The following is a 21,341-nucleotide window of genomic DNA, read 5'->3' as shown; positions in this document are numbered from 1 at the left end:
GCGAGGCGATCGACACCCTGGTCAAGCTGATGGAGGACCACCGCGACGACGTCGTCGTCATCGCCGCCGGCTACTCGAAGGAGATGCAGCAGTTCCTGGAGGCCAACCCGGGCATGGAGTCCCGCTTCAGCCGGACCATCGAGTTCGCAACTACGACGCCCCCGAGCTGGTCACGATCGTGCGCAGCCAGTGCGAGCGCCACGACTACCGCCTCGCCCCGGAGGCCGAGCAGGCCCTGCTCGCCTACTTCGAACGGATTCCGAAGGACGGCACGTTCGGCAACGGGCGCACCGCCGTCGGGTGTTCGAGCGGATGGCCGACCGGCAGGCGTCCCGGCTGAGCTCCGGCGGCGCCGTGGATCCCGCCGACCTGACACTGCTGACCGTGGATGACCTCGAACTCGCCGTCTGAGGCCGTCGCAGGTCCGGGGCTCGACCGGTCAGCCGGAGAACCCCGGGTCCTGCATCGCCGTCATGAGCTCGGTGCGCGACGGTAGCCGGTCGCGCGGCGCGAACATCCGGCCCAGCCTGCCCTCCACACTCTTCTCGCTGACCTGGAGGATCGTGGCGATCGTCCGGTTGCCGAAGCCCTGCCCCACCAGCAGGCCCAGCAGCCGCTCGTTCTCCGCACGACCGAGGCCCGGCCCGGCACGGTCACGCCGGCGCGGGTCATCAGGCCGCGGACCCAGCTGCGGCACAGCAGCGCGCCGAGCTCCCCGAAGAGGTCGTAGCACTCCCACAGGTCGTCGGGCCCCACGAGATCGAGCTCGCCCAGCATGCCGATGACCGTCGCCAGTTCGAGGGGGATCCCGCGCTCCCGGGCGAGCCGCAGACAGCTCTCGACGGTCGCCCCGTCGCGGTCGACGAAAGAGCGCACGAGCAGCAGGTACAGCTCCGTCCGCGAGGTTCCCAGCATCCCGTGCAGACGTTCCAGCGCCCCGCCCACGCGCCGGGCGCCGTCGGCGTCGCCGCGAGCCATGGCGATGCGCGCCACCTGGAGGTGGGTCGCCTCGGTCCCGATGAGGACACCGCGCTCCTCCGCGTCGGCGACCGAGCTCTGCAGCCGGTCCATCGCCTCGTCGAGGTCCCCGACGGCGACGTCGGCGAGGGCACGGGGGGCGGCGAGCAGATGTCCGCAGCGACGACTTCGCCGCGATCGCCTCGTCCAGGAACTCCCGGGCCCGGGTGATGTCGCCCCGGGCCAGCAGCAGGAAGGCGTGGTGCTGCTGGGTCAGCTCCAGGCCCGCGTCGTGCCCCACGACGAGCCCACCGACGCGGTAGCGGCGGGCCAGGTCCTTCGCCTCGGTGGTCCGGCCCTCCAGGAACGCCAGCGAGGCCGGTCGGACAGGCTCAGCATCTCCGGGGTCAACCCCCTCGCTCGCCATCAGTCGGCGGACCCGGTCGACCTCGCTGAGCTGGAGCAGGAGTGTGACCAGCCCCTGGACGAAGGCCAGCTGCCGACGGGCGGAGTTGTCCTTCGGCCACAGTTCGCGGTCGGCGAGCAGCGTCTCGAACGTCGCCGGACGTCCCGCACCCAGCTCGGCCATCATCGAGATCGTGTCCCCGAGGTAGGAGTTCGCCCCCGGCCCGCGCCACGCCCACCGTGTCTCGTCGAGCAGCTCCAGGGCGTCCCGCCACCGGCCGAGCATGAACAGGGCCAGCGCCCGCCACGAGGACCGGGCGGCCACGTCACCGGGGAGCTCGCGGCGGCCGTGGGCGACGGCGCGGAGCCCCTCGATGTCGCCGAGGCTGCGCATCGAGCCGAGCAGCGTCGCACCGGCGTCGATCACCCACTCCTCGGGCAGGACGCCGCCGAGGTCCTCCAGGACGGACTCGATGGTCGTGACGGCGGTGGCGTAGTCACGGGTGCGGTAGCAGCTGGTGGCGTACATCCAGCGGGCCACATCGCCTCGTCGGCGCGGTCGGAGGACAGTTCCGCGGCGGCCAGCCACCAGGCCTTCGTCCGGCCCGGGTCGTCGGCGGCACGGATCGTGGCCCGCTGGACCAGCTCGGTCCGGGCCGGCCGGTGTCCAACAGCGCGCCCGCCTCGGCGATCCGGTCGGTGAGGTAGTCAGGGTCCTCGGCGTGGGCGGCGCCGGTCCACATCGCGACGACGGCGGTGACGGCCACCCAGCGCCGCTCGTAGGGGCCCAGACAGGCGGCGAGCTCGACCGCCACCTGCGGGACCGGGAAAGCGCCAGCCGCCGTCCGCCCCGCCACGGTGCAGCACTCCGGCGTCGACGAGCTCGCCGAGGTGGTCGCGCGCCTGCTCGACGCCGATGTCGAGGCTCGCGGCGAGCAGCCGGGGCAGTGCAGGCCCGAGCGGCGCGAGCAGGGCGACGGCGGTCGCGACCGGCCACATGGCGGGTCCCAGGCGACGCACCGGGCGCAGCAGCGGCCCGTCCGGACGGGGGGTCGGCTCCTGCCCCGGACCGAGGTAGGCGTGCCGGTCGGAGATCACCACGCGCCTCCCGCCGAGAGGCTTCCCAACAGGTCCAGCACCGCCTCCGGCACCCCCCGCGTCCGCGCGAGCACGAGGTCGACCAGCTCGGGTGCCGGACGGCTGCGCAGCTGCTCGGCCAGCAGGCGCGCGATCTGCGCACGGTCGAGCGGCCGCAGCCGGTGCGAGTCGAGGACGCCGTCGCGACGCAGCGCACGGACCACCGGACGAAGGGACGCAGGAACCCCGGGACCGGGGTCTGGACGGTGAACACCGCCCGGACACCGGCCTCGGCCAGGGACGGCACCAGCGCGGCGAGCACCGCGACCGAGTCGGGATCGCTGCGATGCAGGTCGTCGACGAGCAGGGTCAGCCGGTGCCGGTCGAGCACCATCGCGATCGGTGCCGCCACCCGGGCGGCGAGGGCGGGGGAGTGCCGGGCGCCGTCGACCGGGTGCAGCAGCGTCGGCGGGACCCGGTCGAGGACGGCCGTGCCCCCGTCGATCACCGGACCGTCGGGGGTGTAGCGCAGGCGCAGGACCTCGCCGCCGCGGTCCCCGATCCGGCGCCAGCCGGTCGAGCAGGGTGGTGCGCCCGATACCCGGCGGTCCGTGCACGAGGGCCGGGCGGGTTCCGTCGTCCGGAAGGTCCGGGACGGGCAAGGGTGCCTCCACAGGGCGGTCGTCGACGACGGCGTGACAGGACGGGGGAGTCCTCGCACGCGGACGACGAGCGGACATCGGGCCGGTGCCCGGTCTTCCCGGGGGCCGGTCGCGGCGGTGCGGATCGTGCCTCGTCGGTCGATCGTACCGTTCCGCGCTACATGTCATGATCGTCGCAGCTTGCGGGGCCGCATGACAGGGCCGCACGACAGGGACGGTGACGTGGGCAGGGAACTGATCGAGCTCTGTGGTCGGGACGAGGTGCTGGACGCTCTGCGCGGCACGCCAGGGGCGTCGTTGACGGTCCTCCGTGGCCCCACCTCCAGCGGGCGGACCGCACTGCTCACCCGGATCAGTGACGAGCTGCGCGAGTCGGGTTCCACCGTCCTGTTCGTGGATGCGGTCCAGGACCACGCGGACTGGGACCGGTTCGGGGTCCGCCCGCTGCTGGCCGCGGTCCGTCGATCCTTCGAGCAGCTCGACCCGGGCTCGAACTGCCCGGGGCGATGCGGTCGGTGCGCCACCTGGCCACCGCCGAGACCTACGAGTCGATCGCCGGGCGCTCCCGGGTGCGCGCGGAGACCGGTCGCCTCCTCGCCGCGGTCGGGGCCCGGGGCCCGGTCACCGTCGCCGTCGACGACGCCGACCACGTCGAGGCTCCGCTGTTCGTGCTCGCGGAGGCCCGGCGCGCCGGGCACCGCGTGCTCGCCGCGACGCGGACGGCACAGCTCCCGACCGAGCAGGTCGCCGAGGTCGGTGACGCCGCCGACGAGATCATCGACCTCCCGATGCTGCCGGACGAGGCATCGGTGGAGATCCTGCGCCGGCGGGCGGGCGGCCCGGTCGACCCGGGACTCGTCGACGCCCTGCGGGGCGCGCTCGGGTTGTTGTTCGGGTGCCCGGGGACCCTGATCTCCACCCTGGCCGCGTTGCGTGCGGACGACCGTGTCGTGCGCGTGGACCGCAACCTCTGCCTCCGCGACGACCGCGCGCCGATCGGGCTCCCGCCCGGGCACTTCCTGGTGGAGGCGGTGCGCACCGCAGGTCGTGTCGCGGAGGAGCTCGTCGCCCTCGCGGCGGGCCCCACCGGGCTCCGGATCGCCGACCTCGACGCCGTCGCCGGGGCGACCGGGCGGACCGCGGTGGGCTGTGGCGCCGTCGTCGACGCCCTCGCCGCGGAGTCCGCGCTCGAGTGCGACTTCCGGGGGCGCCTGACACCGCTGTGCCGGGCGCTGGGGACCACGGTGCGGGCCGGGCTGGGGGAGGACGCGCTGCGCGACCTGCACGTGCGGATCGGCCGCCGGCTGCAGCCCACGGTCGAGCTCAGCGGCCGCGACGACCTGTCCGCGCTCGCCGACCACGTCGCCGCGGCCGGAACGGTGTGGCCCGCCCAGCAGCGGCTGACGGTCGTGTTGCACGACGAGGCCGTCCGCGTCGCCGACAGCGACCCGGACCGCGCGATCACCCGTCTCCGGTCCGCGTGGCGGCACGCCGGGCCCGGACACGGCCGGCGTCGTGTGCAGACCGAGCTGATCCGCACGACCCGGGCCGCGGGCCGCTTCGACGAGCTGGCCGACTTCGTCGCCGACGCCGTCGACGAGGGTGGGTACCGGACGACGGGCTCACGCACCGAGCTGACCGCGGCCGCCGCGCTCGCCGCCCTGCAGCTCGGCCGCCGGGTGAGCGCGCCGGTCCGCTCGGCCCTGGCCGGGATCGGGGATCCCTACTGCCCGCTGGAGCTGTGCGAGCGCTGGTGGCGCGGTGACCACCTGTCGATCGGTGAGCTGGTGCGGGGCTTCGCGCCGCTCGCGCCCGGCGGGCCGGTGTCGACGCTGCGGGACCTGTCCGCGGACTCGCTGCGGGTGCCCGCGGACGTCCGGCACGCGTACTCCCGGCGGCGGTTGGTGCCGCTGCTCCGGTGGCTGCAGGGACCCGGCTACCGGCCGCCGGCCGAGGGCCCGTTCGCGGCGTTCGAGCGCATGATGATCGCCTACGGGGACGGGCGCTGGAACCGGGCGTTGTCGGCGGCCCGGCTGCTGCAGACCCAGGAGTCCGCGGACCTGGTCTCCGGCCGTGGGCGGCGCTGGCCGCCGCGGCCGTCCATCGCTACCGGGGCCGGGAACGGCGTGCACTGGCGTGGGCGCAGATGATCCCCGAGCTCGACGACACCGACACCGACACCGCCGTGCCCGCGTTGCGGGAGTGGGCGCAGGCGCGGCTCGCCTACACCGGGGAGAACCCGCTGGAGGCGCTGCCCCTGACCTGGGCGGTGTACTGCCGCGAGCTGCGGCGCGGCTTCCCGGGGCCGCACGCCGGTGAGGTCCTGAACTGGCTGGCGATGCTCGCCCGCAGCAGCGGCGACGACGGGTGGCGGCGCCGGATCGGCGAGGCGGTCGAGGAGGCGGTCGCCGCGGAGCCCGAGTCGGTCGGCCCGGAGTACGGCGATCTGATCCGGGCGATGCTCCACGACGACCCCGCCGCCGCCCGCCGGGGCGCGTCGCGTGGTGGCGTGAACGGGGCAGCCTGCCGGACCTGGCACAGGCGTGCCTGCAGGCCGCCGACGTCGTCGGGGCCGAGGAGGCGGAGCCCCTGCTGCACGAGGCGCTCGCCATCGCCGACGACCTGAAGGCGGTCCGGCTCCGGCGCTCGGTGCGGCGGGCGATGGCGCGGTACGGGATCACCGTGCGGACCCCCGAGCTCACCGAGCAGCGGCTGTCCGAGCTGGAGATGCAGCTGGTCGAGCTCATCACCGAGGGCCGCTCGAACCGGCAGATCGCGGCCAGGATCACGATGAGCGAGAAGACGGTCGAGAACCACCTCACCCGGCTCTTCGGCAAGACCGGCTGCCGCAACCGGCGCGAGCTGGTCGTCGCGCACCTGGCGGGCCGGCTCACCGGGCTGGCTCCCGAGCCGTGGGAACCCGGCGTCGGGGCCCGTTAGAGTCCGCTGCGTGACCGAATTCGTGAGCCTGTCCGTGGACGCCGGCGTCGGGACGATCCGGATCGACCGCCCGCCGATGAACGCCCTGAACCGCCAGATCCAGGGCGAGCTGCTGGAGGTGGCCGACGAGGCCGCCACCCGCGCCGACGTGCGTGCGGTCGTCGTCCACGGCGGGGAGAAGACCTTCGCCGCGGGTGCGGACGTCAAGGAGATGGCGTCGATGTCCTACTCGGACATGGCCCCGCAGGCCCGCAAGCTCTCCGCCGGGCTGGGCGCGATCTCCACCATCCCGAAGCCGACGGTCGCCGCGGTGACCGGCTACGCCCTCGGCGGCGGCCTGGAGGTCGTGCTCGGTGCGGACCGCCGCATCGCGGGCGACAACGTCAAGCTCGGCTTCCCGGAGATCCTGCTCGGCATCTTCCCCGGCGGCGGCGGCACCCAGCGCGCCGCGCGGCTGATCGGCCCGTCCCGCACCAAGGACCTGATCTACACCGGCCGCATGGTCAAGGCCGACGAGGCCCTGGAGATCGGCCTGGTCGACGAGGTCGTGCCCGCCGACGAGGTCTACACCCGCGCCGTCGCGTGGGCGCAGCAGTTCACCGCGGGCCCCGCCTTGGCCTACGCCGCGGCGAAGAAGGCGATCGACAACGGCCTCGACACCGACCTGCGCACCGGCCTGGACATCGAGTCCGAGCTGTTCGCGGGCGTGTTCGCCACCGACGACGCGAAGGCCGGCATGGCCAGCTTCGTCGAGAACGGCCCCGGCAAGGCCACCTTCACCGGCCGCTGAGCCGCACCGCCCCGCCCGGACGCGCGACGCGCCCGGGCGGGGAGCGGGTCGGCGGCGCCGTTCTGCAAAACTCCTACTCATGAGTTCGGACCCGGCGCCCACCCCGCACGCCACCGCCGAGCAGGTCGAGGCGGCCTGGCACGACCCGAAGCTCGCCAACGTGCTCTACCACGACTGGGAGGCGGGCACCTACGACGAGAAGTGGTCGATCAGCTACGACGAGCGCTGCATCGACTACGCCGTCGGCCGGTTCCGCGCCGCGGCCCCGTGGGACGGCCGCCCTACCTGCGCGCCCTGGAACTGGGCAGCGGCACCGGGTTCTTCCTGCTGAACCTCATGCAGGCGGGCGTCGCCGACCGCGGCGTCGTCACCGACCTCTCGCCGGGCATGGTCGCCGCCGCCACCCGCAACGCCGAGCACCTCGGGCTGGAGGTGGAGGGCGCCGTCGTCGACGGCGAGCACATCCCCTTCCCCGACGACAGCTTCGACCTCGTCGTCGGGCACGCGGTGCTGCACCACATCCCCGACGTCGAGGCCGCGTTCCGCGAGGTCCTGCGGGTGCTGGAGCCGGGCGGGCGGTTCGTGTTCGCGGGCGAGCCGACCACCGTCGGCGACGCCTACGCCCGCACGCTCGGGCAGTGGACCTGGAAGGCCACCACCACGCTGACCAAGCTCGGCCCGCTGCGGGGCTGGCGCCGCCCGCAGCACGAGCTCGACGAGTCCTCGCGTGCCGCCGCGCTGGAGTCCGTCGTCGACATCCACACCTTCGACCCGGCCGTGCTGGAGGCCACCGCCCGCCGGGCCGGTGCCGAGGGCGTCGCCGCGCACACCGAGGAGTTCGCCGCGGCCATGCTCGGCTGGCCGGTGCGGACCTTCGAGGCCGCCGTCCCGCCCGGGCGACTCGGGTGGAACTGGGCGATGTTCGCCTACCACGGCTGGCAGCGGCTGTCCTGGCTCGACGAGCACCTGCTCACCCACGTCGTGCCGCGCAGCTGGTTCTACAACGCGCTGATCACCGGGACGAAGCCGAGATGAGCGTTCGGCCCCGCCGGGGCGCCCTCGCCGTCAGACTCGACGACGTGGAGCACCCGCTGGAGCCGTTCTGGCGCGGCGTCATCGCCTACCGCCTGCTGACCCTGCTGACCGTCGTCGGCGTGACGCTCTACCACCTGCGCCCCGGCTACGAGCGCCCGCTGGCCGCGGTCGCCGTGCTCGGCGTGATGGTGGTGTGGACGGCCGTGACGTCGTGGGGCTACCTCGGCGGGCTGCCCGGCGCCCCGGACCGCCGCGGCCTGCTGGCGCTGGCCGACCTCGGTGTCTGCGTCGCGGTCATGGCGACGACCCCGCTGGTCGTGCGCGTCGCCCACCTCGACGAGGGCGGCCCCGGCATGGGGTCGATCTGGACCTCCGGTGCGGTGCTGGCCTGCGCGGTCGCGTTCCGGATCACCGGCGGCGTGCTCGCCGCCGCCGTGATCTCGGTGGCGCTGGTGCTGTCCAAGCAGCGGTTCGGGGTGCTGGAGCTGGGCGACATGCAGCTGCTCCTGCTGGCCGGTCTGACCGTCGGGTTCGCCGCGCACGTGCTGGAGCGCACCGCCGCCCGGCTGCGCCGCCTCGTCGCCGAACAGGCCGCGACCGCCGAACGCGAGCGGCTCACCCGGGCCGTGCACGACGGCGTCCTGCAGGTGCTGGCGCATGTCCAGCGCCGCGGTGCGGAGCTGGGCGGCGGGGCGACCGAGCTGGGTGTGCTCGCCGGGGAGCAGGAGACCGCGCTGCGCGCGCTGCTGTCCGGGTCGGGGACCACCGACGCGTCCGGGCGCCGCGACCTCGCCGCCGCGTTGCGGATCCTCGCCTCGGACCGGGTCACCGTCTCGGCCCCCGGACGGCCGGTCGAGCTGAGCGGGCCGGTCGTCGACGAGGTGGAGGGCGCGGTGCGGGCCGCGCTCGCGAACGTGGCACTGCACGCGGGCCCGGACGCGCGCGCCTGGGTGCTGGTCGAGGAGCTGCCCGGGGCGGTCGAGGTCAGCGTCCGCGACGACGGCCCCGGCATCCCCGAGGGCCGCCTCGCCGAGGCCGAGGCGCAGGGCCGGATGGGGGTGTCCCGCTCGATCCGTGGCCGCGTCGGCGACATCGGCGGGACACTGACGCTGGACACCGGACCGGACATCGGAACCGAATGGGTCATCAGGGTCCCCCGGGAGGACACATGAGCATCCGGGTGATGGTCGTCGACGACCACCCGATCTGGCGCGAGGGCGTGGCCCGCGACCTCGCCGAGCGCGGCCTCGACGTCGTCGCGACGGCCCCGGCCGCGCCCGCCGCGGTCCGGATCGCGACGGCCGTGCGGCCCGACGTGATCCTCATGGACCTCAACCTGGGCGCGACCTCCGGCGTGGACGCGATCGCCGCGATCGGACAGCAGAGCCCGGACAGCCGGGTGCTGGTGCTGTCCGCGTCGGGCGAGCACGCCGACGTCCTGGAGGCGGTCAAGGCCGGTGCGCTCGGCTACCTGGTGAAGTCGGCCGGGGTCGAGGAGCTGCTGGAGGCGATCCGGCGCACCGCCGACGGCGTCGCCGTGTTCACCCCGGGGCTGGCCGGGCTGGTGCTGGGGGAGTACCGGCGGCTCGCCGACGCCCCGCGCCTCGCCGACGGCGCGCCGTCGGTCCCGGCGCTCACCGAGCGGGAGACCGAGGTGCTGCGCCTGGTCGCGAAGGGCATGACGGCCAAGCAGATCGCGGCGAAGCTCGTCGTCTCGCACCGGACCGTCGAGAGCCACGTGCAGAACACCCTGCGCAAGCTGCAGCTGCACAACCGCAGCCAGCTCGTCCGCTACGCGATCGAACAGGGACTCGCCGACTGAGAGCGTGTTTGGAAATGGTGGGTGTGTCGGGATGGTCGACACGGCTGGGGTGCTCCATCGTGGTCGGCATGCAGGAACGACCGCGCCGGTACCCCTCGGACACCAGTGATGCCCAGTGGGTGGTGATCGAGCCGTTGTTACCGCCGCTCGCGCGGCGGGGGCGGCCTGTTGCTCATGCTCGTCGGGACGTGCTGGACGCGATCTTGTATGTCGTGCGGACCGGGTGTGCCTGGCGGGCGTTGCCGGTGGACTTCCCGCCCTGGCAGACCGTCTACTGGTACTTCAACCAGTGGGAACAGCAGAAGGTCACCGAGAAGATCCTCCCGGTCGTGCGGGGGCAGTTACGTATCGCCGAGGGCCGTGATCCGGAGCCGAGTGCGGGGATCATCGATTCCCAGTCGGTCAAGGGCGCCGACACCGTCGGCCAGGACTCCCGCGGCTACGACGCCGGGAAGAAGACAGGCGGACGGAAACGGTTCATCGTGACCGACACCCTCGGTCTGCTGCTGACCACGATGGTGTGCTCGGCCTCGGTACAGGACCGCGACGGCGCCAAGCCGATCCTGCTCAACCTCTACCTGCGCACCAGGGTGCGGTTCGTCTACGCCGACGCCGGCTTCGCCGGGCGACTGCTCGACTGGGCCGCCACGATCCTGCAGACAACGATCGAGATCATCCGCAAGCCACCCGAGCAGCGCGGATTCACCGTCCTCCCACGAAGGTGGGTGGTCGAACGGACCCTGGCCTGGCTCACCGCACACCGACGCCTGGCCCGAGACTACGAACGCCACCCCACCACATCCGAAGCCATGATCCGCTGGGCCGCGATCAACACCATCACCCGCCGCATCGCCCGTGGATACCCCGCCACCCGCCAGCAGAAACACACGACACCCTCAACCCACTAGAATTTCCAAACACGCTCTGAGCCCGTCCGGGAGCGGCACGGTGGGTTCCCCGCGGTGAGCGGCGGCAAACGGTAACGGGGGACACCCCCATCACGAACAGGTCACGGGACCCGGCAGACTCGGACCAGCCCCCGACGCGCGACCCCCGGAGACGCCTGTGACCGACCCGAGCGCGCTGATCGGGTACCTGCTCCAGAGCCCCTGGCTGGTGCCCCTGCTCGCCGTCGCCGTGATGTGCGACGGGCCGTTCCCGTTCCTCCCGAGCGAGCCGGTGCTCTTCAGCGCCACGGCCGCCGCACTGGCGGACGGCGACCGGTGGCGGATCGTGGCCCTGTTCGGTGCCGCGGTGGTCGGCTCCCTGCTCGGTGACGCGCTTCTCTACGGCGCCGGACGCAGCTCCCACTCCGTGGTCCGGGCCACCCGTCGCGGTGACGGGACCGGTGCCTGGATCCGCCGCCACCTGCACCGCCGGCCGATCACCGCGCTGGTCGCGACCCGGCTGCTGCCGGGCGGACGGCTGGCGAGCGTGTCCGCGGCCGGCCGGGTCCGGCTGCCGCTGCGCGCGTTCCTGCCCGCGACCGTCGCCAGCGCGCTGGTGTGGAGCACCTGGATGACCGGCATCGGTGTCCTGGTCGGACCGATCACGCACGGCGACCCGCTGATGTCGGTGCTCGCCGGGGTCGTGCTCGCGGCGCTCGTCGCATCCGTGGCCGCCGCGGCCAGGGCACTGCTGCGGCTGCGCCGCCCCGTCGTCGCGGTCTGACCGGTCCGGCCGGTCCGACGGGCGCCCGACCCGTTCGCGTCGAACCTTCGTCCCGCGCCGTTCGGACGGTCTCCTGCGCTGCGGCACATGGCAAGCTGAGCCGTCCGGACGAACGGGGCGGGGAGAGCTGAGGACGTGCACGAGGACGGCGAGCGGATCTCGGCGGTGGCGGTGGGGCGGCCGGTCGTGCCGCCGGGGATCGAGGTCGTGGCCCACGTGCCGCCCGCGCCCGCCGAGGGGGCCGCGGCCGCGGTCGACCGCGTCCGGCCCGGCCTGGTCCTGGTCGACCTGACCGGCCCGGAGGGCGTGGCGCCCGCGGTGATCTCCGCGGTGCTCGCGCGCGTCCCGGCCGTCGCCGTGCTCGCCGTCGCCGGTGCGGTCGCCGACCACGCCCGGGTCCTCGACGCGGTCCGGGCCGGCGCGACCGGCGTCGCGACCAGTACGGACCCCCGGGAGCTCGCCGCCGTCGCCGCCGCGGCCGCTGCCGGGCGGCCCGCGTTCTCCCCGGGGCTGGCCGACGTCGTCCTGGAGTCGGTCGCGGCCCCCGCGCACGCGGTTCCGGAGCTCAGTCCGCGCGAGTCCGAGGTGCTGCGGCTGGTGGTCGAGGGGCTCACCGCCAAGCAGATCGCGGCCCGGCTGGTGCTGTCCCCGCGCACGGTCGAGAACCACGTGCAGCGGCTGCTGCGCAAGTTCGAGGTGCCCGGCCGCGCGGCGCTCGTCCGGCACGCCATCGAGTACGGGCTCGCCTGAACCATCGCTTGTACGCTTCTGCGTATTTCCGTACTTTGGGGGTGTGACCGATCTCGACGCCCGGCTGCGTGCCGTGGAACGTGCCGTCGCCGACCTGCAGGACGCACTCCGTCCGACCGGCGGGGACACCCCGCGGCGCCCGCGGACGACGTCCTCTGGGCGCTGACCGAGCTGGAGGCCCGCAGCCCCGGCGCGGTGCTGATGGCGGGAAGCGTCGCCGTCCCCGGTACCGGTGAGGTCCGCTGGCAGTACGCCCGCCCCGGCGAGGCGCTGCTCGACGCCGACTGGTCCGAGCTTGCCGGCACCCTCGACGCGCTCGCCCACCCCGCACGGCTGGCGATCCTGCAGCACGTGCTGGGCGGGGTGCACGGCACCGCGCAGCTGCTGGAGCAACCCTCGGTCGGCACGACCGGGCAGCTGCACCACCACCTGCGCCAGCTCGTCGCCGCCGGGTGGCTGGCCTCGACCCGCCGCGGCCACTACGAGGTGCCCGCCGCCCGTGTCGTCCCGCTGCTGGTCACCGTCCTGGCCGCGCACCGATGAGGGGACCCGCGATGACCGCCACCACCTCCACCTCGACGACCGCCGGGACCGGGCACCGCGCCGGGGCCGTTGCCGCTGTCGCCGCCGTCGTCGCCGTGCTGGCGGTGCTCGTCGGCGCCGTCGCCGCCCCGGAGCACCGGCGGCTCGGCCCGCAGACCACCGGCGACCCGGCCCTGGCCGAGCGGGTCCGCGCCGCGGCGGGCGGACACGACGGCTACCGGTCGCTCGCCGTCGCCGAGGTCACGCCGACCTCGGTCACCACCGCCGGGCTCGGCCCCGCCGACGCCGGGGCACCCTTCGAGATCGGCTCGGTCACCAAGACGTTCACCGCCGCGTTGTTCGCCGACGCCGTGACCCGCGGCGAGGTGCGTCCCGACGATCCGCTGGAGCGCGCCCTGCCGGAGCTGGCGGGCACCCCGGCGGGCGCGGTCACCCTCGCCTCGCTCGCCCAGCACCGCTCCGGGCTGCCGCCGCTGGGCGCGACCGCCGCCGCCGGGGCCCTGGCCACGACGGTGAACCTGAACCCGTACTCGTCCACGACCACCGCGCAGCTCCTCGACGACGCCCGCGCCGCCGCGGTGGACCCGCAGCAGCCGCCCACGTACTCCAACTTCGGCGTCGCGCTGCGGGGACGGCGCTCGTCCGCGCCGCGGGCGCCGACGGCTACCCGCAGCTGGTCGCCGACCGGATCACCGGTCCCCTCGGCATGACCACGACGACCTTCGCCGCCACCGACGCGCAGGTCCCGGACACCGCGGTCCCCGGACACCGCGACAACGGGCGCCCCGCGCCGCGCTGGGTCGGCGAGGGCTACCTGCCCGCCGGGAGCTCCACGTTCTCGACCGTCGAGGACCTCGCACGCTGGGCCGCGGCCCAGCTCACCGGCGTGGCACCGGGGACCGCCGCGCTGACCCCGACCGCGCAGGACGGGCCCGGTACGTCGATCGGCTGGATCTGGGTCACCAGCGAGGCCACCGGCGCCGACGGCGCCCGGCACCCCTACGTCTGGCACAACGGCGGCACCGCCGGGTTCAGCAGCATGGTCGCCCTCGACCGCGACGGCGGCCGGGCCATGGTCGTGCTCGGCGACACCACCGCCGGGGTCGAACCGGTCGCCGGCACCCTGCTGTTCGGCACACCCCCGTCCGACGGCGGCGCGGGCCTCCTCGCCTGGGCGCCGGTCGCGGCCGCGGCACTGTTCTCGCTGCTCGCGCTGCGCCGCGCGGTGCGGGAGGTGGCCCTGCTGCCGATCGCCGACGGCCTGCTGACCGCGGTGTTCGGGCTGGTGCTGCTGTGGAACCGGGGGCCGTGGGCCTCGGTCGGGGGCTGGCTGTGGGGCCTCGTCCTCGCCCCGGCCGCGGCCGCGCTGGTCATCGCCGTGCTGCGGGGCCGCGACCTGCCGCTGCGCCCGCCCGGGCGCTCCGTCACGGCCTGGGCGGGACTCGTGCTCTCGGCGGCGCTGGTCGCCGTGGCGGTGTGGGCGGGCTGAGGCCCCGCGAGGCTCGCGGGAGCGGCGCCCGCGCCGGCTACCGACGTGCGGTGAGCCGGGCCAGTGCCGCGTCGAGCACGGCGGGCACGTCGGGCGCGGACAGCACGTCCACCGGCCGGGTGCCCGGCTCGGCGGGCACCGTCGCCCCACGGGCCGGCCCGAAGCCGGTCTCCACGGTCAGCGCCGTGGGCGTCGGGGCCAGCGACCCGGGCGCGACGCACTCCAGCAGCGCCGTCGCGTCGTGCAGGGCGACGGCGTCGCGGCCGTAGCGGCCCCGGTAGAACCGCATGTACGGGGCGATCATCGCGGCCAGCTCGGCGCCGACCGGATCGGCGTCGCCCAGTGCGGCGACCCACTCCGGGCCCGCGGCACAGCCCAGCGTGGTCCCCAGCGGCACCAGCGCGACCGGCACGGAGCCCGCGCCGGGGTCCTGGGCGAGGACGCGGTGCGCGGCCTCCGGGTCGGCGTGGACGTTGAACTCGGCCGCGGCGGTGACGTTCCCGCCGCCGATCGCCCCGCCCATGACGACGACCCGCTCGATCCGCCCCGCCAGGTCGGGACGGGCGGCCAGCAGGATCGCGGTGTCGGTCAGCGGGCCGATCGAGGCGATCGTGACCGGTTCGGTCGCCTCCTCGAGCACCCGTGCCATCAGCGCGACCCCGGACCCGGCCACCGGCGCGACCGGCTCCGGCAGCGCCGCGGCGCGCCCGCCGAGCCCGTCGGAGCCGTGCACGTGCCCGGCCCGCTGTTCGCGCCGGTGCACCAGCGGGCGGGCGGCCCCGACCCCCAGGGGGACGTCCGGCCGCCCGGCGAGGGCGAGCAGCCGTCCCGCGTTGGGCAGCGTGGCGTCCAGGCCGACGTTGCCGAACGTGGCGACGACGGCCCGGACGTCCACCTCGGGACTGCGCAGGGCGAGGACGAGCGCGACGGCGTCGTCGACACCGGGGTCGGTCGAGATGATCAACGGACGGGGCACACCGGCGAGCCTACGACCGGCCCGCCCGGGCGGTCACTCGCTCCGGGTGGGCTCGTCCTCGTGCTCGGCGTCGACCTCGCGGGCGGCCGCTCCGGTGGCCCCGGAGTCGTCGGTCATCACGGCGGGGCGGGGGTTGCCCGCCTTGTCGGCGTCGACGCGGGAGGTGCCGCCGCCTCCGGAGGTCAGTTCGTCGGTACCGACGTCGGTGCCGTCGTCGGGCTGGCGGTGGTCGCTCACGGGCTGGCCTCTCGGGTGGGGATCGCGGTCCTCGGGAGGTACCCGTCGCCGCAGGGGTGCACACGCCTAGTGTCTGGCGGGTGCGACGTCCGCCGATCCCCGACGCCGACCCGGAGCAGGCGAAGCTGTTCAGCCTCACCTCGCTGCGCTGGATCCTGCGCCACCGCGCGTACGGCCCCTGGTACCTGCGGCGGTACTGGCGGCTGGCGAAGCTGCGGCTGCGGCACCCGCACGTCGTGCTGCGCGGCATGGTGTTCCTGGGCAAGGACGTCACGATCGAGGCCCGCCCCGGGTTCGGGCGGCTCGAGATCGGCCGGTGGGTGCACATCGGCGACGGCACCGCCCTGCGCTGCCACGAGGGCTCGATGCGGATCGGCGACAAGGTCGTGTTCGGCCGCGACAACACCGTCAACTGCTACCTCGACGTCGAGATCGGCGCGACGACGCTGGTCGCCGACTGGGTCTACGTCACCGACTTCGACCATCGCACCGACGACGTCCGGCGCCCGATCAAGGACCAGGGCATCGTGAAGTCGCCGGTCCGGATCGGCGAGGGCTGCTGGCTCGGGGTGAAGACCTCGGTGCTGCGCGGCACCCGGATCGGCCCGGGGAGCGTGCTCGGGGCGCACGCGGTCGCGCGGGGGGACATCCCCGCGGAGTCGATCGCCGTCGGGACCCCGGCGCGGGTGGTGCGGGACCGGCGGGCCGACTACGAGGCCGCGGCCGCCGAGCGTGCCGCCGTCGCCGACATGGCCCGCAAGGCCGACCGGGCCCTGCAGGCCCGGCTGGACCGGGCCTGAGCACCCCGCGGGCTCAGGTGTCGAACAGGTTCCCGGTGGGGATCTTCGGGCGGGGGAGCTCCCGCGGCCCGGCCGCGGTGGCACCGGCGTAGATGCGCGCGGTGTGCCCGGCGATCACCGGCCAGGCGAAGTCGGTGCGCAGCCGGGCCCGGGCGGCGCGGGCCCGGCGGCGGGCCGCGGCCGGGTCGGCGAGCGCGCGGTCCACGGCGTCGGCGATCCCGGGGACGTCGCCGGGGGCGAACCCGAGACCGGTCTCGCCGTCGCGGACCAGCTCGCCGAGCCCGCCCGCGGTCGAGGCGACGAGCGTCGCGCCCACCGCTGCGGCCTCCAGCGCCACGATCCCGAACGGCTCGTAGCGGCTCGGCAGCACCACGGCGTCCGCACCGCGCAGCAGGGCGGTCAGCTCGCCGTCGGGCAGGTGCCCGAGAAAGGTCACCGAGCGCGTCACCCGGTGCTGCGCGGCGCGCTCGACCAGCATGTCCTGCTGGGTCCCGGTCCCGGCGACGAGCAGCCGGGTCCCGCGGTGCCGCCGCCGGATCCTGGGGAGCGCCGCGATCAGGTCCTGGACGCCCTTCTCGTACTCCAGGCGTCCGACGTAGACGATCCGCGGCCCGTCGCCCGCCGGGGCCGCGGCGGCGCGGGACCGCCAGCGACGCGGGTCGATGCCGTTGTGCACCACGTGGACGGCGGCCGGGTCGAGGTCGTGCAGTGCCGAGACCTCGGTGCGCATCGCGGCGGAGCAGGTGATGACCTCGTCCGCGCGCTGGGCGAGCCACCACTCGGTGGAGTGCACCTGCCGGTTCAGCGGGCCCGGCAGCCAGCCGGAGTGCCGGCCGGCCTCGGTGGCGTGCACGGTCGCGACCAGTGGGACGCCGAGGACGTCGGCGAGCGCGATCGACGGATGCGCGACGAGCCAGTCGTGGGCGTGCACGACGTCCGGCCGCCAGCCCGGCAGCAGCGTTGTCAGGGCGTGGCGCAGCATCGCGTGCCCCATCGCGAGCGTCCATGCGACCAGGTCGCTGGCGAACTCGAGCTCCGGCGGGTCCTCGGCCACGCGCAGCACCCGGACCCCGTCGACGGTCTCGGCGCGGGTCGGATGGGTCTCGGCGTCGGTGCCGGTGGGGGCCCGGGACAGCACGACGACCTCGTGCCCGGCCGCGACGAGCTCGCGGGACAGCGCGTGCACGTGCCGACCCAGCCCGCCGACGACGACCGGCGGGAACTCCCAGCTGACCATCAGCACCCGCATCGCCCGATCCTGGCAAACGCCGGACCGGTGGTAACCCCCGGGGCGTCGTCCACCGCGCTGGGCCCCGCGACCCCGCGGCCCCCGCCGCGCCCGGCGGGGCGGTGGACCCGGTGCCCGGCGGGGTGGCGAGCCCGGCGCCCGGGGTCGGTGGCCCACGGACACCCACCTCGCCGTATTCGCTTACCGGGTAAGCGAGTTCGCGGTCAGACCCGCCCCAGGTCCCGCGTCCACGTGTCCGGAGGCCGGTGGCAGGGTGGCAGCGGCGTGTCCGCTCAGGTCCCGCGCGTCCACGTGCCCGAAGGTCGGCAGCGGCGCGTCCACCCAGGTCGCGACCCGGCGCCGAGCGGCCCGCCGCCGACCGGCGCGCAGCAGGCCGGACAGCTCCGCCACCCGCCCGGCGTGCAGGGCGGCGCGCGAGCGGGCGTACCCGGCGGCGGAGTCCTTGCTGACCATGAACGCCCAGTCGCTGGACAGGGCGTGCAACGCCTGGTCGGCGAGCAGGTCGGCCAGCGGATCCCGGACGGGCCCGGGGCGTGGGGCGGCGAGCAGGTCGGACTGGACGGCGGCGTTCGTCGCGACCAGGTCGGCGACCTGCGGCCCGGCCCAGACCCGCCAGTCCTTGCCCGAGCCCCAGGACGACTCCCGGAGGTCGACCGGGTCGCCGACCAGACCGTCGTCGACGGCGTCGCCGAGGGTGCGCACGGCGACACCCGCCTCGGGCAGCCAGCGGAGCACGGCGGCCAGCCACGCCGGTCCCTCGTGCCACCAGTGCCCGAACAGCTCGGTGTCGAACGCGGCGACGGTCAGCGCCGGGCGGCCGCGCTCGGCGCGCAGCGCCCTCAGCCGCGCGACGACGGTGTCGACGAAGTCGTCGGCGTCGCGGGAGACCGCGCGGGCGGCGAGCGCGGGGTCGTAGGGCTTCTTGCGCCCGGTCGGCACCCGCCGTCCGGTGACCCGCGCCGGTTTGAGGCCGGAGTCGTGGTCCCAGGTGTGGAAGTCGCGGTACTCGGCCGAGCCGGGGTAGCCCTTGCGGGGCGACCACACCCGGTAAGTGATCTCCAGGTCGCGGCCGACGCACACGACGTCGGAGGTCCCCACCGGCCGGGCGAACGCGGTGTCACCGCGCAGTGCGGGGCCGTCGACGAGGAAGCGGTGCACCCCGGCGGCCGCATAGTCGTGCTCCATCCCGGGCGCGAAGCCGCACTCGGGCGCCCAGATCCCGGCCGGTCGGGCACCCAGGCGGAGCGCATGGTCGTCGAGCCCGGCACGCAGCGAGAACGCCCGGACCCGCGGGTCGAGCAGCGGCTGGAACGGGTGCGCGGCCGGCCCGCCCAGCAGCTCGACGGCGCCGGAGTCGCGCAGCCCGCGCAGCGCGGGCGACCCGCCGTGGCGCCAGTGCCGCTCGAACTCCGCCGTCGCCGCCGTCGACACCCGGTGCTCGTGCGCGGCCAGGTCGGGCAGCCGGCCCGCCGCCGAGTGCGCGCGCAGCGTCCACCCGCCGAGCCAGTCGTGCACCCCGCGCAGGCAGTGCGGGTCGTCGAGCTGGGCGGCCAGGACCGGCGTCACCCCGAGGGTGGCGAGCCCGGTGCGGCCCTCGTCGGCCAGCTCGCGCAGCGTCGCGACGACGGGCAGGTAGGAGTGCGCCCAGGACTGGTAGAGCCACTCCTCGCCGACCGGCCACCGGCCGTGCCGGGCCAGCAGTGGCAGGTGCGAGTGCAGGACCAGGCAGAACGTCCCGACGGGCGTGCCGCTCACGGCCGGGTCGCCGTGACCAGCAGGTCGAGCGAGGCGTCGAGGTCGGTCTGGTCGCCGGTGCGCAGCACGAAGTCCGAGCACCGCACGCCGGCGACGTCGACGGCGAGCGCCTGCGGCCACGGCTGCCCGGACAGCGCCAGCGCGGTCTGCGCCTCGATCAGGCCGCCGTGGCGGGCGTCGAGCTCGCGCAACCGCGGACCGTGGTGCAGCCCCTGGACCACGACCCGGCCGAACCCGGCGTCGGTGACCAGCCCGGCCAGCTCGCGCGGGTCGAGCTCGCGGGTGTGGAACGGGTTGAGCGGGGTGTCGCGGCCGGGGGAGAAGGTGATCCGGTTCGGCGTGGACACCATCAGCCTCCCGCTGGGACGCAGCACCCGCAGGCACTCGCGCAGGAACCGCTCCTGCTCCCACAGGTGCTCGATGACCTGCAACGACACGACGACGTCGACGCTCCCGTCGGGCACCGGCAGCGCCACCAGGTTGGCCCGGGCCACGCCGACCCGCGGGTAGCGGGCCCGGACGTGGGCGACGGTCGCCACGTCGTAGTCCAGCGCCAGCACCGCGCGGGCGGTCCCGGCGAGCAGGTCGGCGCCGTAGCCCTCGCCGCATCCGGCCTCCAGCACGACGCCGCCCGAGCAGTCGGCGGCGATGGCCGCGTAGACCACCTCGTGGCGGCGGAACCAGTAGTTCTCGTGGCTGATGCCCGGGACGGTGCGCTCCCCGGTGAGGGGCAGGCTGCTGGTCACCCTCCGACTTCACCACGCCCGTCGGTGAGACCTCCCACCGGTCCCCTCGCGTGCGCTACCGCTCGTCGACGCGGGGCAACGCAGCGTCACCGCGGACGTCTGGAGACGTGGAGCCCGACGCAGGACCTGCCAGGCACGACGGAGGGAGACCCATGACCGACATCGCGACCGACGAGGACACGGTGACGCTGACCATCACCGGCCGTAGCGGATCCTGGCTCGTGTCGGGTGTGCTCGGCCGGGAACCGCTGCCGCTCAAGGGCTTGGACGACGGCGCCCTCGCCGAGATGCTGTGGGCGATGCTGCCGGTCCCACCGTCGGCCGCGCACGGCCCCGCGTACCCGGCCCCCGCGCCCGGTCGTCGGCACCCGGGCTGAGCCGCACTAGGGCCTCAGAGCGTGTTTGGAAATGGTGGGTGTGTCGGGATGGTCGACACGGCTGGGGTGCTCCATCGTGGTCGGCATGCAGGAACGACCGCGCCGGTACCCCTCGGACACCAGTGATGCCCAGTGGGTGGTGATCGAGCCGTTGTTACCGCCGCTCGCGCGGCGGGGGCGGCCTGTTGCTCATGCTCGTCGGGACGTGCTGGACGCGATCTTGTATGTCGTGCGGACCGGGTGTGCCTGGCGGGCGTTGCCGGTGGACTTCCCGCCCTGGCAGACCGTCTACTGGTACTTCAACCAGTGGGAACAGCAGAAGGTCACCGAGAAGATCCTCCCGGTCGTGCGGGGGCAGTTACGTATCGCCGAGGGCCGTGATCCGGAGCCGAGTGCGGGGATCATCGATTCCCAGTCGGTCAAGGGCGCCGACACCGTCGGCCAGGACTCCCGCGGCTACGACGCCGGGAAGAAGACAGGCGGACGGAAACGGTTCATCGTGACCGACACCCTCGGTCTGCTGCTGACCACGATGGTGTGCTCGGCCTCGGTACAGGACCGCGACGGCGCCAAGCCGATCCTGCTCAACCTCTACCTGCGCACCAGGGTGCGGTTCGTCTACGCCGACGCCGGCTTCGCCGGGCGACTGCTCGACTGGGCCGCCACGATCCTGCAGACAACGATCGAGATCATCCGCAAGCCACCCGAGCAGCGCGGATTCACCGTCCTCCCACGAAGGTGGGTGGTCGAACGGACCCTGGCCTGGCTCACCGCACACCGACGCCTGGCCCGAGACTACGAACGCCACCCCACCACATCCGAAGCCATGATCCGCTGGGCCGCGATCAACACCATCACCCGCCGCATCGCCCGTGGATACCCCGCCACCCGCCAGCAGAAACACACGACACCCTCAACCCACTAGAATTTCCAAACACGCTCTCAGTCGGGTCGCGCACGTCCGGTTCGCGGTCGGCGCACGGTTCGTGCCGGTCGCCGTGCGGTCGCTCCCGGACGGGTACCGCCTGTCCACTGACGGGTATCCGCCCTTCCCCCGGCC

The 21,341-nt window shown here is 74.8% G+C and carries 22 protein-coding genes and 4 pseudogenes; 18 read left to right on the top strand and 8 right to left on the bottom strand.

Annotated features, from left to right (window positions below; genetic code table 11):
• The first annotated feature begins 178 nt into the window (after nucleotides 1-178).
• Nucleotides 179-411: pseudogene (locus KPL57_RS18995) on the top strand (hypothetical protein).
• 28 nt (nucleotides 412-439) lie between these two features.
• Here KPL57_RS18995 and KPL57_RS18990 read toward each other — a convergent pair.
• The 3 genes from KPL57_RS18990 to KPL57_RS18980 all read right to left on the bottom strand — a co-directional run bounded on the left by KPL57_RS18990 (nucleotide 440) and on the right by KPL57_RS18980 (nucleotide 2,663).
• Nucleotides 440-1,903, bottom strand: coding sequence for a hypothetical protein (locus KPL57_RS18990; RefSeq protein ID WP_226352618.1), 1,464 nt, complete (start codon nucleotides 1,901-1,903; stop codon nucleotides 440-442).
• Nucleotides 1,904-2,070: 167 nt separating this feature from the next.
• The gene (locus tag KPL57_RS18985; protein WP_226352617.1) at nucleotides 2,071-2,463 is read right to left on the bottom strand and encodes a hypothetical protein; all 393 of its coding nucleotides are present in this window, start codon (nucleotides 2,461-2,463) and stop codon (nucleotides 2,071-2,073) included.
• Entirely contained in the window at nucleotides 2,457-2,663 is a 207-nt protein-coding gene (locus KPL57_RS18980) for a hypothetical protein (protein ID WP_226352616.1), read from the bottom strand. The genes KPL57_RS18985 and KPL57_RS18980 overlap by 7 nt, the downstream gene beginning before the upstream one ends.
• Before the next feature lie 953 nt (nucleotides 2,664-3,616).
• Between KPL57_RS18980 and KPL57_RS18975 the strand changes: the two genes are divergently transcribed.
• The 14 genes and pseudogenes from KPL57_RS18975 to KPL57_RS66805 all read left to right on the top strand — a co-directional run bounded on the left by KPL57_RS18975 (nucleotide 3,617) and on the right by KPL57_RS66805 (nucleotide 14,141).
• A complete protein-coding gene (locus tag KPL57_RS18975) occupies nucleotides 3,617-5,251 on the top strand; it encodes a hypothetical protein (protein ID WP_226352615.1) in 1,635 nt (544 codons plus the stop codon).
• Entirely contained in the window at nucleotides 5,248-5,727 is a 480-nt protein-coding gene (locus KPL57_RS18970; RefSeq protein ID WP_226352614.1) for a hypothetical protein, read from the top strand. Before KPL57_RS18975 ends, KPL57_RS18970 begins: the two co-directional genes overlap by 4 nt.
• A 35-nt stretch (nucleotides 5,728-5,762) precedes the next feature.
• A complete protein-coding gene (locus tag KPL57_RS18965) occupies nucleotides 5,763-6,041 on the top strand; it encodes a response regulator transcription factor (RefSeq protein ID WP_226352613.1) in 279 nt (92 codons plus the stop codon).
• A gap of 10 nt (nucleotides 6,042-6,051) precedes the next feature.
• A complete protein-coding gene (locus KPL57_RS18960; protein ID WP_226352612.1) occupies nucleotides 6,052-6,831 on the top strand; it encodes an enoyl-CoA hydratase/isomerase family protein in 780 nt (259 codons plus the stop codon).
• A 79-nt stretch (nucleotides 6,832-6,910) separates the two neighbouring features.
• Nucleotides 6,911-7,866 (top strand): annotated as a pseudogene (locus KPL57_RS18955) (class I SAM-dependent methyltransferase).
• Entirely contained in the window at nucleotides 7,863-9,038 is a 1,176-nt protein-coding gene (macS, locus tag KPL57_RS18950) for a MacS family sensor histidine kinase (protein WP_226352611.1), read from the top strand. Before KPL57_RS18955 ends, macS begins: the two are co-directional and overlap by 4 nt.
• On the top strand, nucleotides 9,035-9,688 hold the full coding sequence (locus KPL57_RS18945) for a response regulator transcription factor (protein ID WP_226352610.1): 654 nt from the start codon (nucleotides 9,035-9,037) through the stop codon (nucleotides 9,686-9,688). Before macS ends, KPL57_RS18945 begins: the two co-directional genes overlap by 4 nt.
• Nucleotides 9,689-9,702: 14 nt before the next feature.
• Nucleotides 9,703-10,654 (top strand): annotated as a pseudogene (locus KPL57_RS18940) (IS5 family transposase).
• A 99-nt stretch (nucleotides 10,655-10,753) separates the two neighbouring features.
• Nucleotides 10,754-11,359, top strand: a complete 606-nt coding sequence (locus KPL57_RS18935) for a DedA family protein (protein WP_020624503.1) — start codon at nucleotides 10,754-10,756, stop codon at nucleotides 11,357-11,359.
• A 135-nt stretch (nucleotides 11,360-11,494) separates the two neighbouring features.
• Entirely contained in the window at nucleotides 11,495-12,109 is a 615-nt protein-coding gene (locus KPL57_RS69895; protein ID WP_226352609.1) for a response regulator transcription factor, read from the top strand.
• A 43-nt stretch (nucleotides 12,110-12,152) separates the two neighbouring features.
• Nucleotides 12,153-12,275 (top strand): hypothetical protein, encoded by a 123-nt coding sequence (locus KPL57_RS66815; RefSeq protein ID WP_264198294.1) that lies wholly within the window; start codon nucleotides 12,153-12,155, stop codon nucleotides 12,273-12,275.
• Nucleotides 12,276-12,310: 35 nt separating this feature from the next.
• Nucleotides 12,311-12,652 (top strand): helix-turn-helix transcriptional regulator, encoded by a 342-nt coding sequence (locus KPL57_RS18925; protein ID WP_149664331.1) that lies wholly within the window; start codon nucleotides 12,311-12,313, stop codon nucleotides 12,650-12,652.
• Nucleotides 12,653-12,663: 11 nt separating this feature from the next.
• Nucleotides 12,664-13,362, top strand: coding sequence for a serine hydrolase domain-containing protein (locus tag KPL57_RS66810; RefSeq protein ID WP_264198293.1), 699 nt, complete (start codon nucleotides 12,664-12,666; stop codon nucleotides 13,360-13,362).
• The gene (locus KPL57_RS66805) at nucleotides 13,326-14,141 is read left to right on the top strand and encodes a beta-lactamase family protein (RefSeq protein ID WP_264198305.1); all 816 of its coding nucleotides are present in this window, start codon (nucleotides 13,326-13,328) and stop codon (nucleotides 14,139-14,141) included. The genes KPL57_RS66810 and KPL57_RS66805 overlap by 37 nt, the downstream gene beginning before the upstream one ends.
• A gap of 37 nt (nucleotides 14,142-14,178) precedes the next feature.
• On the opposite strand, the gene KPL57_RS18915 is transcribed toward KPL57_RS66805, so the two are convergent.
• Nucleotides 14,179-15,117, bottom strand: a complete 939-nt coding sequence (locus KPL57_RS18915; protein ID WP_226352608.1) for a nucleoside hydrolase — start codon at nucleotides 15,115-15,117, stop codon at nucleotides 14,179-14,181.
• A 33-nt stretch (nucleotides 15,118-15,150) separates the two neighbouring features.
• Complete coding sequence (locus tag KPL57_RS18910) at nucleotides 15,151-15,354, bottom strand: hypothetical protein (protein ID WP_226352607.1); 204 nt, start codon at nucleotides 15,352-15,354, stop codon at nucleotides 15,151-15,153.
• An 80-nt stretch (nucleotides 15,355-15,434) separates the two neighbouring features.
• On the opposite strand from KPL57_RS18910, the gene KPL57_RS18905 reads away from it, so the two are divergent.
• Nucleotides 15,435-16,154 carry an acyltransferase gene (locus KPL57_RS18905; RefSeq protein WP_020624509.1) on the top strand — a complete coding sequence of 240 codons (720 nt, stop codon included), beginning with the start codon at nucleotides 15,435-15,437 and terminating at the stop codon, nucleotides 16,152-16,154.
• Between the two features lie 13 nt (nucleotides 16,155-16,167).
• Here KPL57_RS18905 and KPL57_RS18900 read toward each other — a convergent pair whose 3' ends face one another.
• The 3 genes from KPL57_RS18900 to KPL57_RS18890 all read right to left on the bottom strand — a co-directional run bounded on the left by KPL57_RS18900 (nucleotide 16,168) and on the right by KPL57_RS18890 (nucleotide 19,904).
• Nucleotides 16,168-17,403, bottom strand: coding sequence for a glycosyltransferase family 4 protein (locus tag KPL57_RS18900; RefSeq protein WP_226352606.1), 1,236 nt, complete (start codon nucleotides 17,401-17,403; stop codon nucleotides 16,168-16,170).
• Nucleotides 17,404-17,583: 180 nt separating this feature from the next.
• Nucleotides 17,584-19,158: a 1,4-alpha-glucan branching protein domain-containing protein gene (locus tag KPL57_RS18895; RefSeq protein WP_226352605.1), complete on the bottom strand. Its 1,575-nt coding sequence runs from the start codon at nucleotides 19,156-19,158 to the stop codon at nucleotides 17,584-17,586.
• Nucleotides 19,155-19,904: a bifunctional 2-polyprenyl-6-hydroxyphenol methylase/3-demethylubiquinol 3-O-methyltransferase UbiG gene (locus KPL57_RS18890; protein ID WP_226352604.1), complete on the bottom strand. Its 750-nt coding sequence runs from the start codon at nucleotides 19,902-19,904 to the stop codon at nucleotides 19,155-19,157. The genes KPL57_RS18895 and KPL57_RS18890 overlap by 4 nt, the downstream gene beginning before the upstream one ends.
• A gap of 152 nt (nucleotides 19,905-20,056) precedes the next feature.
• On the opposite strand from KPL57_RS18890, the gene KPL57_RS18885 reads away from it, so the two are divergent.
• Together KPL57_RS18885 and KPL57_RS18880 are read left to right on the top strand one after the other, a co-directional pair.
• Nucleotides 20,057-20,281: a hypothetical protein gene (locus tag KPL57_RS18885; RefSeq protein ID WP_020625244.1), complete on the top strand. Its 225-nt coding sequence runs from the start codon at nucleotides 20,057-20,059 to the stop codon at nucleotides 20,279-20,281.
• A gap of 31 nt (nucleotides 20,282-20,312) precedes the next feature.
• Nucleotides 20,313-21,222 (top strand): annotated as a pseudogene (locus KPL57_RS18880) (IS5 family transposase); the annotation flags it as partial.
• Nucleotides 21,223-21,341 lie beyond the last annotated feature (119 nt).

This window comes from Pseudonocardia sp. ICBG601 (assembly GCF_020496245.1).
Note: the sequence above shows the minus strand (reverse complement) of the source record. Positions and strands in the feature narration are given on the sequence as shown.

Coding starts and splice junctions, on each gene's coding strand:
- KPL57_RS18970 (WP_226352614.1), top strand. CDS start 5,248: ATGATCCCCGAGCTCGACGACACCGACACCGACACCGCCGTGCCCGCG.
- KPL57_RS18965 (WP_226352613.1), top strand. CDS start 5,763: ATGGCGCGGTACGGGATCACCGTGCGGACCCCCGAGCTCACCGAGCAG.
- macS (WP_226352611.1), top strand. CDS start 7,863: ATGAGCGTTCGGCCCCGCCGGGGCGCCCTCGCCGTCAGACTCGACGAC.
- KPL57_RS18945 (WP_226352610.1), top strand. CDS start 9,035: ATGAGCATCCGGGTGATGGTCGTCGACGACCACCCGATCTGGCGCGAG.
- KPL57_RS18925 (WP_149664331.1), top strand. CDS start 12,311: ATGGCGGGAAGCGTCGCCGTCCCCGGTACCGGTGAGGTCCGCTGGCAG.
- KPL57_RS66810 (WP_264198293.1), top strand. CDS start 12,664: ATGACCGCCACCACCTCCACCTCGACGACCGCCGGGACCGGGCACCGC.
- KPL57_RS18900 (WP_226352606.1), bottom strand. CDS start 17,403: ATGCGGGTGCTGATGGTCAGCTGGGAGTTCCCGCCGGTCGTCGTCGGC.
- KPL57_RS18885 (WP_020625244.1), top strand. CDS start 20,057: ATGACCGACATCGCGACCGACGAGGACACGGTGACGCTGACCATCACC.